Origin of the sequence: Pseudomonas halotolerans (assembly GCF_039581215.1) — a bacterium.
GTDB lineage: Bacteria > Pseudomonadota > Gammaproteobacteria > Pseudomonadales > Pseudomonadaceae > Aquipseudomonas > Aquipseudomonas tehranensis.
Window position 1 is genome coordinate 489,698 of sequence record NZ_JBCNTJ010000001.1, and the last position, 14,440, is coordinate 504,137.

A 14,440-nucleotide genomic window follows, 5' to 3' on the forward strand; every position below is an offset into this window, starting at 1 on the left:
GAGCCATGCGCGTTCTGATCATCGAAGACGAAGAAAAAACCGCGGACTATCTGCATCGCGGCCTGACGGAACAGGGCTACACCGTGGACGTGGCGCCGGACGGCGTCGAGGGGCTGCACCTGGCGCTGGCAAGCGATTACGCCGTCATTGTGCTGGACGTCATGTTGCCAGGCCTGGACGGCTTCGGCGTGCTGCGGGCCCTGCGCGTCCGCAAGCAGACGCCGGTGATCATGCTCACCGCCCGTGAACGGGTGGAAGACCGCATCAGGGGCTTGCGCGACGGCGCCGATGATTACCTGGGCAAGCCGTTCTCCTTCCTGGAGCTGGTGGCCCGCCTGCAAGCCCTGACCCGCCGCAGCGGCAGTCATGAACCGGTGCAGGTCAGCATCGCCGACCTGTGGATCGACCTGATCAGCCGCAAAGCGACCCGCGCGGGCCAACGCCTGGACCTGACGGCCAAGGAGTTTTCGCTGCTCAGCGTCCTGGCGCGCCGCCAAGGCGAAATACTGTCGAAAACCGCCATTGCCGAAATGGTCTGGGACATCAATTTCGACAGCGACGCCAATGTGGTGGAAGTGGCCATCAAACGCTTGCGGGCCAAGCTCGACGGGCCGTTCGAAGAAAAACTGCTGCACACGATTCGTGGAATGGGTTATGTACTGGAGCGCAGAGAGTGACTTTGCCCGACAGTATCGCCCTGCGCCTGAGCGGCATGTTCACGCTGGTGGCGGCACTGGTGTTCCTGTTGATCGGCGGGGCCTTGTACCAGCAAGTCGAAAAGGGCCTGGGCCTGTTGCCGGAGGCCGAACTCGATGCGCGCTACAGCGTGCTCGAATCCATGGTCGGCCGCTATGGCACACCCGAGCACTGGGTGAAGATCCATAACAAGTTGCGCCTGCTGGAAGAGGAAGACAAACGCATCCACTTCTGGATCGTCAGTGGCGATCCGCGCTTTGAATATGGCAACCCCGATCCGCAGACTCGTGCCTTCGCCGAAGGTCCGCTGGACAAGCGCGACTTGAAGCTGGCGGCGCAGAATTACCCGATGAAGGTACTCGTGAGCCAGTTCCCGGCCAAGGACCAGCGCCCGCCGCTGCGCTTCATGATCGGCATCGACACCCAGACCTTCTATCAGACCCAGCACCATTTACTGGTGGCGCTGGTGAGTCTGGCGATTATCGGGGTGATCCTGGCCTCCTTGCTGGGCTACTGGGTCGCGCGTATTGGCCTCAAGCCGCTGATAAAACTGTCCGACGAGGCCAGACGCATGACGCCACCGCGTTTGTCCGGTCGCTTGCAAATGTCCCCCTTGGCGCCGGAGCTCAGTCAATTCGTCAGTTCCTTCAACGCCACCCTCGACCGGGTCGAACAGGCGTACTCGCGACTGGAGTCGTTCAACGCCGACGTCGCCCACGAGCTGCGCTCCCCCCTGACCAACCTGATCGGCCAGACCCAGGTGGCGCTGACCCGTGGGCGCTCGGCTGAGCATTACTTCGAAGTGTTGCAGTCGAATCTCGAAGAGTTGGAGCGACTGCGTTCGATCATCAACGACATGCTGTTCCTCGCCAGCGCCGACCAGGGCAGCAAAGCCACCAAACTCACCAGCACCTCCCTGGCCAGCGAAGTGGCGACAACCCTCGACTACCTGGACTTCATCCTAGAAGACGCTCAGGTCCAGGTCAGGGTCAGCGGTGATGCCCAGGCCAGTATCGAGATCGCCCACCTGCGCCGGGCACTGATCAACTTGCTGAGCAACGCGGTGCAACACACCGCCCCGGGGCAAGTGATCCATGTGCACATCGAAGCCCTGGGCGACCAGATCACCCTCGCCGTCACCAACCCCGGCGAACCGATTGCCGATGAGCACCTGCCGCGCCTGTTCGAACGTTTCTACCGGGTGGATGCTTCCCGCAGCAACAGTGGGGCCAACCATGGCCTGGGGCTGGCCATCGTCAAAGCCATCGCGCTGATGCATGGCGGGGATGTATTCGTGCGCAGTGACAGCGGAGGCAATACCTTCGGAATCCGTTTTCCGGTTTGAAATAAACCACCAGGTGGATTGCCCTATTTGGGTGGTCCACGCACAATCCTGCAAAAGGCCAGCATTTGTCTGATACCAGTCAGTTGCCCGGATTTTATACAAGAGCAGCCCTTGGGACGGATCCCGCCATATGACAATGCAGACCTTGGAACCATGAGTGTGAGTAGCACAAGATCCAGCATCACCCCGTTTTCGATACGCTCGGAACGGGTACTGGTGGTTGCCAGTTCGCTGGTTGTCTTGGCCATCCTGAGCATCGTGAGCTTTCTGCTGGTCCGCGAACACGCCAGCGCCCGCCAGGAGGCGACACGTGCCGCGACCAATATCGTGCAACTGATCGATGCCGATGTGCTGCGCAATGTCGAACTGTATGACCTGTCGCTGCAAGGTCTGATCAGTGCGGCCAAACGCGACGAGATCGCCAACCTTTCCCCGACGATCCGTCACTTGGCCCTCTTTGACCGCTCCACCGCCGCGCCCTATAAAGGCGAAATCCTGCTGTTGGACAAACACGGCGATGTCATCGCGGACTCCATCTCAATCGAACCGCGCAAAGGCAATTATGCCGATCGAGAATATTTCAAGCCTCACGTCCATGACCCCAGCCTGGGCATGAAGATCAGCCGTCCGTTCCGTTCCAGAAATGCAGAGCAAGACTGGCGCATCAGCTTCAGCCGTCGGCTGAGTAATGAACGGGGCGATTTTTTGGGGGTGGCCGAGGCGTCGATGCGCCTGAGCTATTTCAGCCAACTGTTCAAGAGCCTGAACATTGGGCACGGCGGTTCGGTCAACCTGGTCAGCAGCGACGGCTTTCTGCTGGCCCAGGAGCCACCCTTGGCCGAAGACCTGATTGGCAAGGATTTCAGCAACCGACCAAACTTCATGCGCATTCTGCAGGAAGGTAACGGCAGCTTCACCAGTGTCTCCAGCGTTGATCAGGCGCAGCGCCTGTACACGTTCTCCCAAGTGGGCGATTTGCCTTTGATCGTGGTGGTGGCACTCTCCTCCGATGAGGTCTTCGCCTCATGGAAACGCACGGCGCTGCTGGTCAGCGGCGCTACAGGGGCGTTGTGCATCGGCTTGCTCTGGCTCACCTGGCTGCTGCGTCATGAACTGAGGCGTCGCCACCATGCCGAGCGGGAACTGGCACAACTGGCGTCCGTCGACTCGCTGACGGGCCTGGCCAACCGCCGGACCCTGGACGAGACGCTGCAACAGGAATGGCTGCGGGCCCAGCGTTCGGGCCAGCCGCTGTCAGTCATGATGATCGATGCCGACCATTTCAAGGCATTCAACGATCACCATGGCCACCAAAGGGGTGACGAGGCCTTGCGCACCCTGGCGCAACTGATCGGCCGGCATGTCCGTCGACCGGCCGACCTGGCCGCGCGCTACGGCGGTGAGGAGTTTTCGGTGGTACTGCCAGAAACCACCACCGCCGGAGCCTTTACCATGGCCCAGAACATTCGCGAGGCCGTGGAACAGTTGCCGCCCGTCATTCCCGGCGCAGCGCCCATGACTGTCAGCATCGGCATCGCCACCTGGGCTCAAGGGCCGTATGGCGAACTCGAACAACTCATGCTCGCCGCCGACAAGGCGCTTTACCAGGCCAAGGCCAGTGGGCGCAATCGTGTGGTTTGCGCGATGTAACACCCGAGCACCCAATGCCATGGAGATGGTGTCTCTGTGGCGAGGGAGCTTGCTCCCGCTGGGCTGCGCAGCAGCCCCAAACAGGCCTGGCCAGTAAATCTGGTACACCGTGGTGCCAGGTTTCAGGGCCGCTGCGCGCCCCAGCGGGAGCAAGCTCCCTCGCCACAGGTGCTCACCTGCCCTCAGGAAACAGCCATAAAAAAAGGCCACCCGAAGGCAGCCTTTAAAAACTAGAGAGGTTTTTTGGCTTACACGGCCGCTACAGGGCGCATGTAAGAGATTGGTGCGGTGCTGGCGTCTTCGAACGTCACGACTTCCCAAGCATCTTTCTGCTCAATCAACTTGCGCAGCAGCTGGTTGTTCAGCGCGTGGCCGGACTTGAAGCCCTTGAACTCACCAATCAGGCTATTGCCCAGCAGGTAGAGGTCGCCGATTGCATCGAGAATCTTGTGTTTGACGAATTCGTCTTCATAACGAAGGCCGTCTTCGTTCAACACACCATCGGAATCGACCACGATCGCGTTTTCAACACTGCCGCCGAGTGCGAGGTTGTGCTTGCGCAGGTACTCGATGTCACTCATGAAACCAAAGGTACGGGCGCGGCTGACTTCTTTTACGAACGAAGTGCTGGAAAAATCCACGCTTGCACTCTGGGTGCGGTCACGGAAAACCGGGTGATCGAAATCGATCTCGAAGCTCACCTTGAAACCTTCGAAAGGGACGAAAGTGGCGCGCTTGTCGCCATCTTCCACAGTCACTTCCCGCAGGATACGGATGAACTTCTTGGCTGCGTCCTGCTCTTCCAGGCCAGCCGATTGAATCAGGAATACGAAGGGTCCGGCACTGCCATCCATGATCGGGACTTCGGACGCGGAGAGCTCGACGTAGGCGTTATCGATGCCCAGGCCAGCCATGGCCGAGAGCAAGTGCTCCACCGTATCCACTTTGGTGTCACCGTTGACCAGTGTGGTCGACATAGTGGTTTCACCAACGTTTTCCGCGCGAGCAGGGATCTGCACCACAGGGTCGAGGTCGGCACGACAAAACACGATGCCAGTATCGACAGGCGCGGGCTTGAGGGTCAGGTAGACCTTCTCGCCGGAGTGCAAACCGACACCTGTGGCACGGATAATATTCTTCAGGGTGCGTTGTTTAATCATGGCATGGGCCGCTTCAGCGCAAATTGCGAACTGGTATCAACAAAGGCTGGCGATAATAGCAGACCAGACCTTTGCTGAACACCAATCACCCGTATCCCCCTGATACATTTCATCAATCGGCCTGACGACGCAGGAATGCCGGGATGTCCAGGTAATCCAGATCGTCTTGCGGATTCATCTTCGCGGCAGTCGCAGCACCGGCCTGAGCCTGGTTGCGCATGACGGTCGGACGGTCCAGGTCACGGTAGTTCACCGCAGGTTGTTCCTGACGAGCAGCTGCTTGTTGCTGCGGCTGCGATGCCAGAGAGGTCTGAACGGTGTTATCGATCACCTTCATCGGCTTCTCGATTTTCGCGCCCAGGCCGGTAGCAACCACGGTCACGTGCAACTCGTCGCGCATGTCAGGATCGATCACGGTCCCGACCTTGACCATGGCGTGGTCGGAAGCGAAGGCCTCGATGATGCTACCCACGTCGGAGTACTCGCCCAGGGACAGGTCCGGACCGGCGGTGATGTTCACCAGGATGCCACGGGCGCCCTGCAGGTTGACGTCTTCGAGCAACGGGTTGCGAATGGCCGCTTCGGTGGCTTCGCGCGCACGGTTCGGACCGCTGGCGCAGCCAGTGCCCATCATCGCCATGCCCATTTCGGACATCACGGTGCGTACGTCGGCGAAGTCGACGTTGATCATGCCCGGACGCTTGATGATGTCGGAGATACCGCGAACGGCACCGGCCAGTACGTCATCGGCCTTGGCGAAAGCCGACAGCAGGCTTGCGTCCTTACCCAGGATGGTCAGCAGCTTCTCGTTGGGAATGGTGATCAACGAGTCGACGCTTTCGCTCAGCGCGCGGATGCCCTCATCGGCAATCTGCATGCGCTTGCGGCCTTCGAACGGGAATGGACGGGTCACCACCGCAACGGTGAGGATGCCCATTTCCTTGGCGACTTCGGCGATGATCGGCGCCGCACCGGTACCGGTACCGCCGCCCATGCCAGTGGTGATGAACACCATGTTGGTGCCCGCCAGGACTTCAGCGATGCGCTCGCGGTCTTCCAGGGCAGCCTGACGGCCAACCTCGGGATTCGCGCCGGCACCCAGACCCTTGGTTACGCCGGTACCCAGTTGAAGGATGGTTCGCGCGCCAATATTTTTCAGCGCTTGAGCATCAGTGTTGGCGCAGATGAATTCGACGCCTTCGATGTTGCTCTTGACCATGTGGTTGACAGCGTTGCCGCCGCCACCGCCGACACCGATTACTTTGATAACCGGGCTAGCGGGGATGTTGTCTACGAGTTCGAACATTTTCCCTCTCCTTTCATTCTCTAGTTTTTTCGCCTACTGCGTTTGTTGCATCTTCCAGTGCCAAGCCAGGGGCTCGTCGCTTGAAGCTTTAAACCTGTTGCTAAAAATTGCCCTTCACCCAAGCCTGGAGCCGCTCGAAAAGCGGCGCCTTCGGCTCGTCGCTGTTGTAGCTGTCGCGGCTGCCGATGCCCGAGAACGAAACCCCGTCGGACTGCTTCTGCAGGCCGTACATCAACAGGCCCACGCCGGTGGAGTAAATCGGGTTGCGGACCACGTCATCCAGGCCCTTGACGCCATGGGGCACGCCCAGGCGCACCGGCATGTGGAAAATCTCTTCGGCCAGTTCGACCGCGCCTTCCATCTTCGACGTACCGCCGGTCAGCACGATGCCGGCCGGGATCAGGTCTTCGTAGCCACTGCGACGCAGCTCCGCCTGGATCAGCGTGAACAGCTCGTCGTAACGCGGCTCGACCACTTCGGCCAAAGCCTGACGGGACAACTCGCGCGGAGGACGCTCGCCAACGCTTGGCACTTTGATGGTTTCACCGGCACCGGCCAGTTTCGCCAGGGCGCAGGCGTAGCGAATCTTGATTTCTTCGGCGTACTGGGTCGGCGTGCGCAAGGCCATGGCGATGTCGTTGGTCACCTGATCACCGGCAATCGGGATCACTGCCGTGTGGCGGATGGCGCCTTCGGTGAAGATCGCGATGTCAGTGGTGCCGCCGCCGATGTCCACCAGGCACACGCCCAGTTCCTTCTCGTCGTCAGTCAGCACCGAGTAGGCCGAGGCCAGTTGCTCGAGGATGATGTCGTCGATTTCCAGGCCGCAACGACGCACGCATTTCTCGATGTTCTGCGCCGCGTTCACGGCGCAGGTCACTACATGGACCTTGGCTTCCAGGCGTACACCGGACATGCCCAGGGGCTCACGCACGCCTTCCTGGTTATCGATCACGTAGTCCTGCGGCAGGGTATGCAGCACACGCTGGTCGGCCGGGATCGCCACGGCCTGCGCCGCGTCGAGCACACGCTCAAGGTCAGCGGAGCTGACTTCACGGTCACGAATCGCCACGATGCCGTGGGAGTTCAGGCTACGAATATGATTGCCCGCCACGCCGACGAACGCCGAGTGGATCCGGCAACCGGCCATCAACTGCGCTTCTTCGATGGCGCGCTGGATCGATTGCACGGTGGACTCGATGTTCACCACCACGCCTTTTTTCAGGCCACGGGACGGGTGGGTACCGATCCCGACGATGACCAGCGTGCCGTCGTCCGCGACCTCGCCTACCAGCGCAACCACCTTGGAAGTGCCGATATCCAGACCGACGATCATTTTTCCGCTTTGCACGTTTGCCATGGGTCCTGCCTCTTCTTAATTCTTCGCGACGGCGGGTTCAGCCGTCGTGGGCGCTACAGGTTCCCGCCAGCCAACAGCCAGGCCGTTGGCGTAGCGCAGATCGATGCGCGCGATGTTCGTAATCTGGTCTTTGAGCGTCTTGTCATAGATGGCAATGAAGCGGCGCATCTTTTCCACCTGGTTGCCGCGCCCGAGCAGCAGCTCGATGCCCGGCCCCGAGCTGCCCGCGCCAGTGGTCAGGAACCAGCTGCCGCGCTCACGCAACTCCAGGCGTGCGATGGAGAAGCCCAGCGGCCGCAACATCTGACTCAACACCTGGTACTGCTGCATGACTTTCTGCTGGGCCCGCTGAGGACCGAACAGTTGTGGCAAATGTTCGTAGTTGGCCAGCTCCCGCGGCGTGAACGCCTGGCCCTGGTTGTTCAACAGCGACTCGTCACCCCAGCGGGCCACGGGCAGTTGTTCTTCCAGGCGAATAGAAACCTGGTCAGGCCATACCCGCCGTACTTCGGCATGGGCGATCCAGGGCATCTGCTCCAGTTCCTTGCGCATGCCCGCCAGGTCGATGGTGAAGAAGCTCGACGCCACGAATGGGGCGATCCGCTGCTGCACCGCTTGCTGGCTGATGTAGCTCAAGTCGCCCTGCACATTGATCCGGGCGATCGGCCGGTCGGCATAAGGCAATAACCGTTGGGCCCCTTCATAGGTACCGAACCCCAACGCCACCAACAACACCGGCCAGAACAGACTCTTGAGAAAACCAAAATTGGCTTTCGGCAGGCGCGCCGACATCGGCTCTTTGGCCACCATTCGGCTGGCACCCCGCGGCACCGGCTTGCGACCGGGTGCGGATGGCTGATGACGAAGCGATGCGCCTTGCATGCTTAACCTCTTGGCTCTTGCGAGCTGACACTGGCGGCCAGGATCGACAGCACCAGTTGCTGGAAATCCAGGCCGGCGGCACGGGCCGCCATCGGAACCAGGCTGTGATCGGTCATGCCGGGGGCGGTATTGACTTCCAGGAACCAGAACTGCCCGTCGGCGTCCTGCATCACATCCGCCCGTCCCCAACCGGCAATACCCAGCGCCTCACAGGCCTTGGCCGTGAGGTCCATCAGTTGTTTTTCCTTGGCGCTGTCCAGCCCGCATGGAATGCGGTACTGGGTGTCATTGGCCACGTACTTGGCGTCGTAGTCGTAGAACGTGTGCGGTGTGCCCAGGGCAATCGGGGGCAACACCTGGTCACGCAGGGTGGCGATGGTGAACTCGGGACCGGTGATCCACTGCTCGACCAACACTTGCGAATCGTAGGAACTGGCGTCTTTCCATGCCGCGGTCAACTCAGGCAGCGAAGTCACTTTCGCCATGCCAATACTTGAACCTTCATGGGCCGGTTTGACGATCAAAGGGAAGCCCAGTTCCGTGGCCGCCGAAATACAATCGGCCTCGGACGCCAGCACGGCGTGACGGGGTGTGGGAATGCCGAGGCTGTGCCAGACCTGCTTGGTGCGCAGTTTGTCCATGGCCAAGGCAGACGCCAGGATACCGCTGCCGGTGTAGGGGATGCCCAGGCATTCGAGCAGACCTTGCATGCTGCCGTCTTCACCGCCACGGCCATGCAGAATGATGAACGCGCGGTCGATTTTTTCGTTCAGCAGGCGCTGCAGGAAATCGTCGCCCACGTCGATGCCGAACGCGTCGACACCGGCGCTTTGCAGGGCTTGCAGCACGGCGTTGCCAGACTTGAGGGACACTTCGCGTTCGGCGCTCTTGCCGCCGAACAGCACGGCGACGCGGCCGAAGGCTTTCGGGTCCAGGGTCGAAACCAGGTTGGCGTAGGCAGCAGTCATTTCAGTTTCCCCTCGCTGGAGGCCACGATTGCTCCGGCGAATAACGGACTTTTCAACAGTTTCGGGGCCAGGCCACCGATGTCGCCGGCGCCTTGGCACAGCAGGATGTCGCCCGCGCGCAGCAGCGGTTTGACCAGCGGGGCGAGGTCCACACCGCGCTCGATGTATATCGGGTCCAATTGACCGCGCTGGCGAATGCTGTGGCACAGCTGGCGGCTATCGGCACCCGGGATTGGCTCTTCACCGGCCGGATAGACTTCCATCAGCAGCAGCACGTTGGCGTCGGCCAATACCTGGACGAAATCGTCATACAGGTCGCGAGTGCGACTGTAGCGGTGCGGCTGGTAGACCATCACCAGGCGCCGCTCCGGCCAACCACCGCGCACGGCCTTGATCACCGCCGCGACTTCGGTCGGGTGGTGACCGTAGTCGTCCACCAGCATCACGTTTCCGCCGTCCACCGGCAGCTCGCCGTAGACCTGGAAGCGTCGACCCACGCCCTGGAACCCGGACAGGCCTTGGACAATGGCTTCGTCACTGACGCCTTCATCGGTGGCAATGCAAATGGTGGCCAGCGCATTGAGCACGTTGTGGTTGCCGGGCATGTTCACCGACACATCCAGCGGTTCGCGATCAGGACGCAACACGGTGAAGAACGTCTGCATGCCCTGCTGGCGTACGTTGATGGCACGCACGTCGACGTCTTCGCCGAAACCGTAGGTCACGGTCGGGCGCTTGATCAGTGGCAGAATCTCGCGCACCACCGGGTCGTCCAGGCACACCACCGCTAGACCGTAGAACGGCAGGTTGTGCAGGAACTCGACGAAGGTTTTCTTCAGCTTGTTGAAGTCGCCGTCGTAGGTCGCCATGTGGTCGGCGTCGATGTTGGTCACCACCGCCACCAGCGGTTGCAGGTGCAGGAAGCTCGCATCGCTCTCGTCGGCTTCGGCAATCAGGTATCGGCTGGTGCCCAACTGCGCATTGGTGCCCGCGGCATTCAGACGGCCACCGATCACAAAGGTCGGGTCCAGGCCACCGGCAGCGAACACCGAGGCGATCAGGCTGGTGGTGGTGGTTTTGCCGTGGGTACCGGCAACGGCGATGCCGTGGCGGTAGCGCATCAGTTCGGCCAGCATTTCGGCCCGAGGCACCACGGGAATGCGTCGCTCCAGGGCGGTGGCGACTTCCGGGTTGGAAGTGTTCACGGCGCTGGAGACCACCAGCACATCCGCGTTGGCGGCGTTCTCGGAACGGTGGCCGATGAAAATCTGCGCGCCAAAGGATTCCAGGCGCTCCGTGACCGGCGAGGCTTTCAGGTCGGAACCGGAGACGTCATAGCCCAGGTTCAGCAACACTTCGGCAATCCCGCACATGCCCACGCCGCCGATACCGACGAAGTGGATGCGGCGGATACGGCGCATTTCCGGGTGCGGCATGGCTTTGCGATTCTCAACCATGGGCCACCTCCAGGCAGGTATCGACCACTTGGGCCGTAGCATCGGGTTTGGCCAGGCGGCGGGCGGCGCGGGCCATGTCTTCAAGTCGTTGCGGTTGCATCAAAACCTCTGTCAGGCGGGCGGCAAGATCCGCGGCGCCAGTCGTTCTTTGCGGCATCAGGAAGGCTGCACCTTCACGGGCCAAATAGTCGGCATTGCGGGTCTGGTGGTCGTCGATGGCGTGGGGCAAAGGCACCAGCATCGAGGGCAGACCGGCAGCAGCCAGTTCGCTGATGGTCAACGCGCCTGCGCGGCAGACCACCAGGTCGGCCCAGCCATAGGCTTGAGCCATGTCTTTGATGAAAGGCTGCACTTGCGCCTCGACGCCTGCGGCGCGATAGCGCTCGGCGGTCACTTCATCGTGGTTTTTGCCAGCCTGGTGAAATACCTCGGGCCGCAGCTCGGGAGCGACCTGCGACAAGGCTTCGGGCAGCAATTTATTCAACGGCTCTGCCCCCAGGCTTCCACCCAGGATCAGCAAACGCGCCTTGCGTCCGGCCAGGGCCGGGCGCGGTGTATCGAGGAACAGTTCGGTCCGCACCGGGTTACCGGTGGTGCGACGACTGCCCGACAGGGTAAAGGTGTCGGGAAAGGCTTCACAGACTCGAGCGGCCAACGGCACCAGTAACCGATTGGCGGTACCGGCCACGGCGTTCTGCTCGTGAACGATCACCGGCACACCGGCCAGTTTCGCCGCGACACCGCCAGGGCCGGTCACATAACCACCAAAGCCCACCACGCATACCGGCCGCAACCGACGGATGATCGCCCGAGCCTGCCAGATCGACTTGAGCAGCATCAGCGGCGCCTTGAGTAGCGACAACTTGCCTTTGCCTCGCAGGCCGCTGGCGTTGATCCGGTGCAGTTCCAGGCCGGCGGCGGGCACCAGTTCGTTTTCGATACCCCGTGGTGTACCCAGCCAGTGCACGGTGTAGCCGCGCGCCTGGAACTCCCGGGCACAGGCCAGCGCCGGGAACACATGCCCACCGGTTCCGCCCGCCATGATCAGCACGTTAGCGCCCATGAGTCGGCTCCTCGGCGAAGTCGCTCTCCTGGAATTCCATCTCTTCGCTGCCCAGGTGGGTTCGACTCTCCCATTCGATGCGCAGCAACAAGCCCAGACAGGCACAGCAAATCACCAGGGAACTGCCGCCGTAACTGAGGAACGGCAGCGTCAGGCCTTTGGTTGGCAACAGGCCGACGTTCACGCCGATGTTGATCAGGAACTGGCCGATCCACAGGAACGACAAGCCATACGCCACGTACGCGGCGAAATACTGCTTGGCCCGCTCGGCCCACAAACCGATGTACATGCCGCGCACACAGACAAAGACGAACAGCGCCACGGTAAGCAGCGAACCGACCACGCCCAATTCCTCGGCCAATACCGAGAACACGAAGTCGGTATGGGCTTCGGGCAGGTAGAACTGCTTTTGCACGCTGTTGCCCAGGCCTACGCCCAGCCATTCGCCGCGACCGAAGGCGATCAGGGCCTGGGTCAATTGATAGCCGGAACCGAACTGGTCGGCCCACGGGTCGGTAAAGGTGATCAGACGCGCCATCCGGTAGGGTTGCGCTTGCACCAGCACCGTCACGGCGCCGACCGCCAGCGCCACCATCAGGGTGAAACGAAACAGCCCGACACCGCCGAGGAACAACATGGCCGCCGCTGCGCCCATCATCACCACGGTGGCGCCGAAATCCGGCTCCATCAGCAGCAGGCCGGCCATCGGCAGCAATACAATGAACGGCTTGAAAAAGCCCATCCAGCTCTCGCGCACTTCTTTCTGGCGACGCACCAGATACCCGGCGAGGTAGATCACCACGAAGACCTTGGCGATTTCCGAAGGCTGTACGTTGAAGAAGCTGAAGCCGATCCAGCGCATCGAACCGTTGACCTCGCGACCGATGCCCGGCAACAGCACCATCACCAACAGGCCAAAGGCACCGAGCAACATCATCCAGCCCAGGCGTTGCCAGGTGGCGATCGGCACCATCATGGTGACAATGCACGCGACCAACCCGATCACCAGGTAAATCAGGTGACGAATCATGTGATAAAGGGTGTTGCCCGATTGCACGGCAGCCACTTCCGACGAGGCGGAAGTGATCATCACCAGACCCAGCCCCAGCAGCGCCAGACAACCGACGAGCATAGGGAAATCCAGGTCAATGCCACGCCCGGTGATCAGCGGGGACGGGTACGGCTTGATGATGTTCATCAGGCTCATGCCAAGTCCTCCACGGCCCGGGCGAACAGTTGCCCGCGCTCTTCGTAGTTCTTGAACATGTCGAAACTGGCGCAGGCCGGCGACAACAGCACGGCATCGCCCGGCTGTGCGAGGGCACGGCATTGCTGCACCGCTTCGTCCAGCGAAGCGACGCGAACCAGCGGCACGCCGTCGCCGAGGGCTTGGGCGATCAATTCACGATCACGCCCCAACAGCACCACGGCACGGCAGTTGGCCGCCACCGGATCGCGCAGGTCCTTGAAGTCGGCACCCTTGCCGTCGCCGCCGGCGATCAGCACAAGCTTGCCTTCGATATCCGCGCCCAGCCCCTCGATGGCAGCCAGAGCGGCACCCACGTTGGTGGCCTTGGAATCGTTGTACCAGGCCACGCCGTCAAGCTCGCGAACCCACTGGCAGCGGTGTTCGAGACCGGCAAACGTGCGCAAGGCCGACAGCATGGCGTCGAACGGCAAACCGACCGCATGCCCCAGGGCCAGGGCCGCCAGGGCATTGGCCTGGTTGTGGGCGCCGCGAATCTTCAGTTCACGCACCGGCATCAGATTCTGGAATTCGAACGCCAGGTACTTCTCGCCATTCTCCTCGCGCAAGCCGAAGCCTTTGAAATCCGGAACACCCAAGCCAAAGGACCAGCACGGCAGCCCCTCGCCCAGCAAAGGCCGAGTGAGTGCGTCCTGACGGTTGAACACCACTTGCCGGGCACCGCGGAAGATCCGGTGCTTGGCCAGGTGATAGGCCGGCAGGCCGCTGTAGCGGTCCATGTGGTCTTCGCTGATGTTGAGCACGGTTGCCACTTCGGCACCCAAGTGGTCGGTCGTTTCGAGCTGGAAGCTCGACAGCTCCATCACGTACAGCTCGACGTCATCACTGAGCAGATCCAGCGCCGGGGTTCCCAGGTTGCCACCCACGGCAACCCGCTTACCGGCCGCCGCAGCCATTTCGCCCACCAGGGTGGTGACGGTGCTTTTTGCGTTGGAGCCGCTGATGGCGATGATCGGCGCCTTGGCGTGACGGGCGAACAGCTCGATGTCACCGGACAACTTCACGCCACGGGCGGCAGTGGCCTGCAAGGCCGGGGTTGCCAGCGCAAGACCGGGACTCACGTAGAGCTCATCGGCGCGGCACAGGAACTCGACATCCAGCTCGCCACAACGCACGTCCACCTGTGGGTAGTCACGACGCAGCGTGGCCAGCTCAGGTGGACTTTCCCGCGTATCGGCCACGGCAAACGACACGCCCCGGTTCGCCAGGAAGCGAACCAGGGACATGCCGCTCTTGCCGAGGCCGACAACGATGCGGAAGTGGTCAGAAGCGATCAGGGACACTCG

General features: G+C 61.6%; 12 protein-coding genes. 3 read left to right on the top strand and 9 right to left on the bottom strand.

The window, feature by feature from the left end; translation table 11 throughout:
• Positions 1-5 precede the first annotated feature (5 nt).
• From AAIS01_RS02185 to AAIS01_RS02195, 3 genes are all read left to right on the top strand, one after another.
• On the top strand, positions 6-677 hold the full coding sequence (locus tag AAIS01_RS02185) for a heavy metal response regulator transcription factor (RefSeq protein ID WP_343467595.1): 672 nt from the start codon (positions 6-8) through the stop codon (positions 675-677).
• A complete protein-coding gene (locus AAIS01_RS02190; protein WP_343467596.1) occupies positions 674-2,041 on the top strand; it encodes a heavy metal sensor histidine kinase in 1,368 nt (455 codons plus the stop codon). Before AAIS01_RS02185 ends, AAIS01_RS02190 begins: the two co-directional genes overlap by 4 nt.
• 153 nt (positions 2,042-2,194) lie before the next feature.
• On the top strand, positions 2,195-3,691 hold the full coding sequence (locus AAIS01_RS02195; protein WP_343467597.1) for a sensor domain-containing diguanylate cyclase: 1,497 nt from the start codon (positions 2,195-2,197) through the stop codon (positions 3,689-3,691).
• 248 nt (positions 3,692-3,939) lie between these two features.
• Here AAIS01_RS02195 and lpxC read toward each other — a convergent pair whose 3' ends face one another.
• From lpxC to murD, 9 genes are all read right to left on the bottom strand, one after another.
• A complete protein-coding gene (gene lpxC, locus AAIS01_RS02200; protein ID WP_030139673.1) occupies positions 3,940-4,851 on the bottom strand; it encodes a UDP-3-O-acyl-N-acetylglucosamine deacetylase in 912 nt (303 codons plus the stop codon).
• Between the two features lie 112 nt (positions 4,852-4,963).
• On the bottom strand, positions 4,964-6,157 hold the full coding sequence (gene ftsZ, locus AAIS01_RS02205) for a cell division protein FtsZ (RefSeq protein ID WP_047228824.1): 1,194 nt from the start codon (positions 6,155-6,157) through the stop codon (positions 4,964-4,966).
• Positions 6,158-6,257: 100 nt separating this feature from the next.
• Entirely contained in the window at positions 6,258-7,517 is a 1,260-nt protein-coding gene (gene ftsA / locus AAIS01_RS02210) for a cell division protein FtsA (RefSeq protein ID WP_076383614.1), read from the bottom strand.
• Between the two features lie 15 nt (positions 7,518-7,532).
• Positions 7,533-8,399: a cell division protein FtsQ/DivIB gene (locus tag AAIS01_RS02215; protein WP_047228822.1), complete on the bottom strand. Its 867-nt coding sequence runs from the start codon at positions 8,397-8,399 to the stop codon at positions 7,533-7,535.
• Between the two features lie 2 nt (positions 8,400-8,401).
• Positions 8,402-9,367: a D-alanine--D-alanine ligase gene (locus AAIS01_RS02220; RefSeq protein WP_343467598.1), complete on the bottom strand. Its 966-nt coding sequence runs from the start codon at positions 9,365-9,367 to the stop codon at positions 8,402-8,404.
• Positions 9,364-10,824, bottom strand: a complete 1,461-nt coding sequence (murC, locus tag AAIS01_RS02225) for a UDP-N-acetylmuramate--L-alanine ligase (RefSeq protein WP_343467599.1) — start codon at positions 10,822-10,824, stop codon at positions 9,364-9,366. The genes AAIS01_RS02220 and murC overlap by 4 nt, the downstream gene beginning before the upstream one ends.
• On the bottom strand, positions 10,817-11,887 hold the full coding sequence (murG, locus tag AAIS01_RS02230) for an undecaprenyldiphospho-muramoylpentapeptide beta-N-acetylglucosaminyltransferase (protein ID WP_214963363.1): 1,071 nt from the start codon (positions 11,885-11,887) through the stop codon (positions 10,817-10,819). Before murG ends, murC begins: the two co-directional genes overlap by 8 nt.
• On the bottom strand, positions 11,877-13,094 hold the full coding sequence (gene ftsW / locus AAIS01_RS02235; RefSeq protein ID WP_431191894.1) for a putative lipid II flippase FtsW: 1,218 nt from the start codon (positions 13,092-13,094) through the stop codon (positions 11,877-11,879). The genes murG and ftsW overlap by 11 nt, the downstream gene beginning before the upstream one ends.
• Positions 13,091-14,437, bottom strand: coding sequence for a UDP-N-acetylmuramoyl-L-alanine--D-glutamate ligase (gene murD, locus AAIS01_RS02240; RefSeq protein ID WP_343467600.1), 1,347 nt, complete (start codon positions 14,435-14,437; stop codon positions 13,091-13,093). Before murD ends, ftsW begins: the two co-directional genes overlap by 4 nt.
• Positions 14,438-14,440 lie beyond the last annotated feature (3 nt).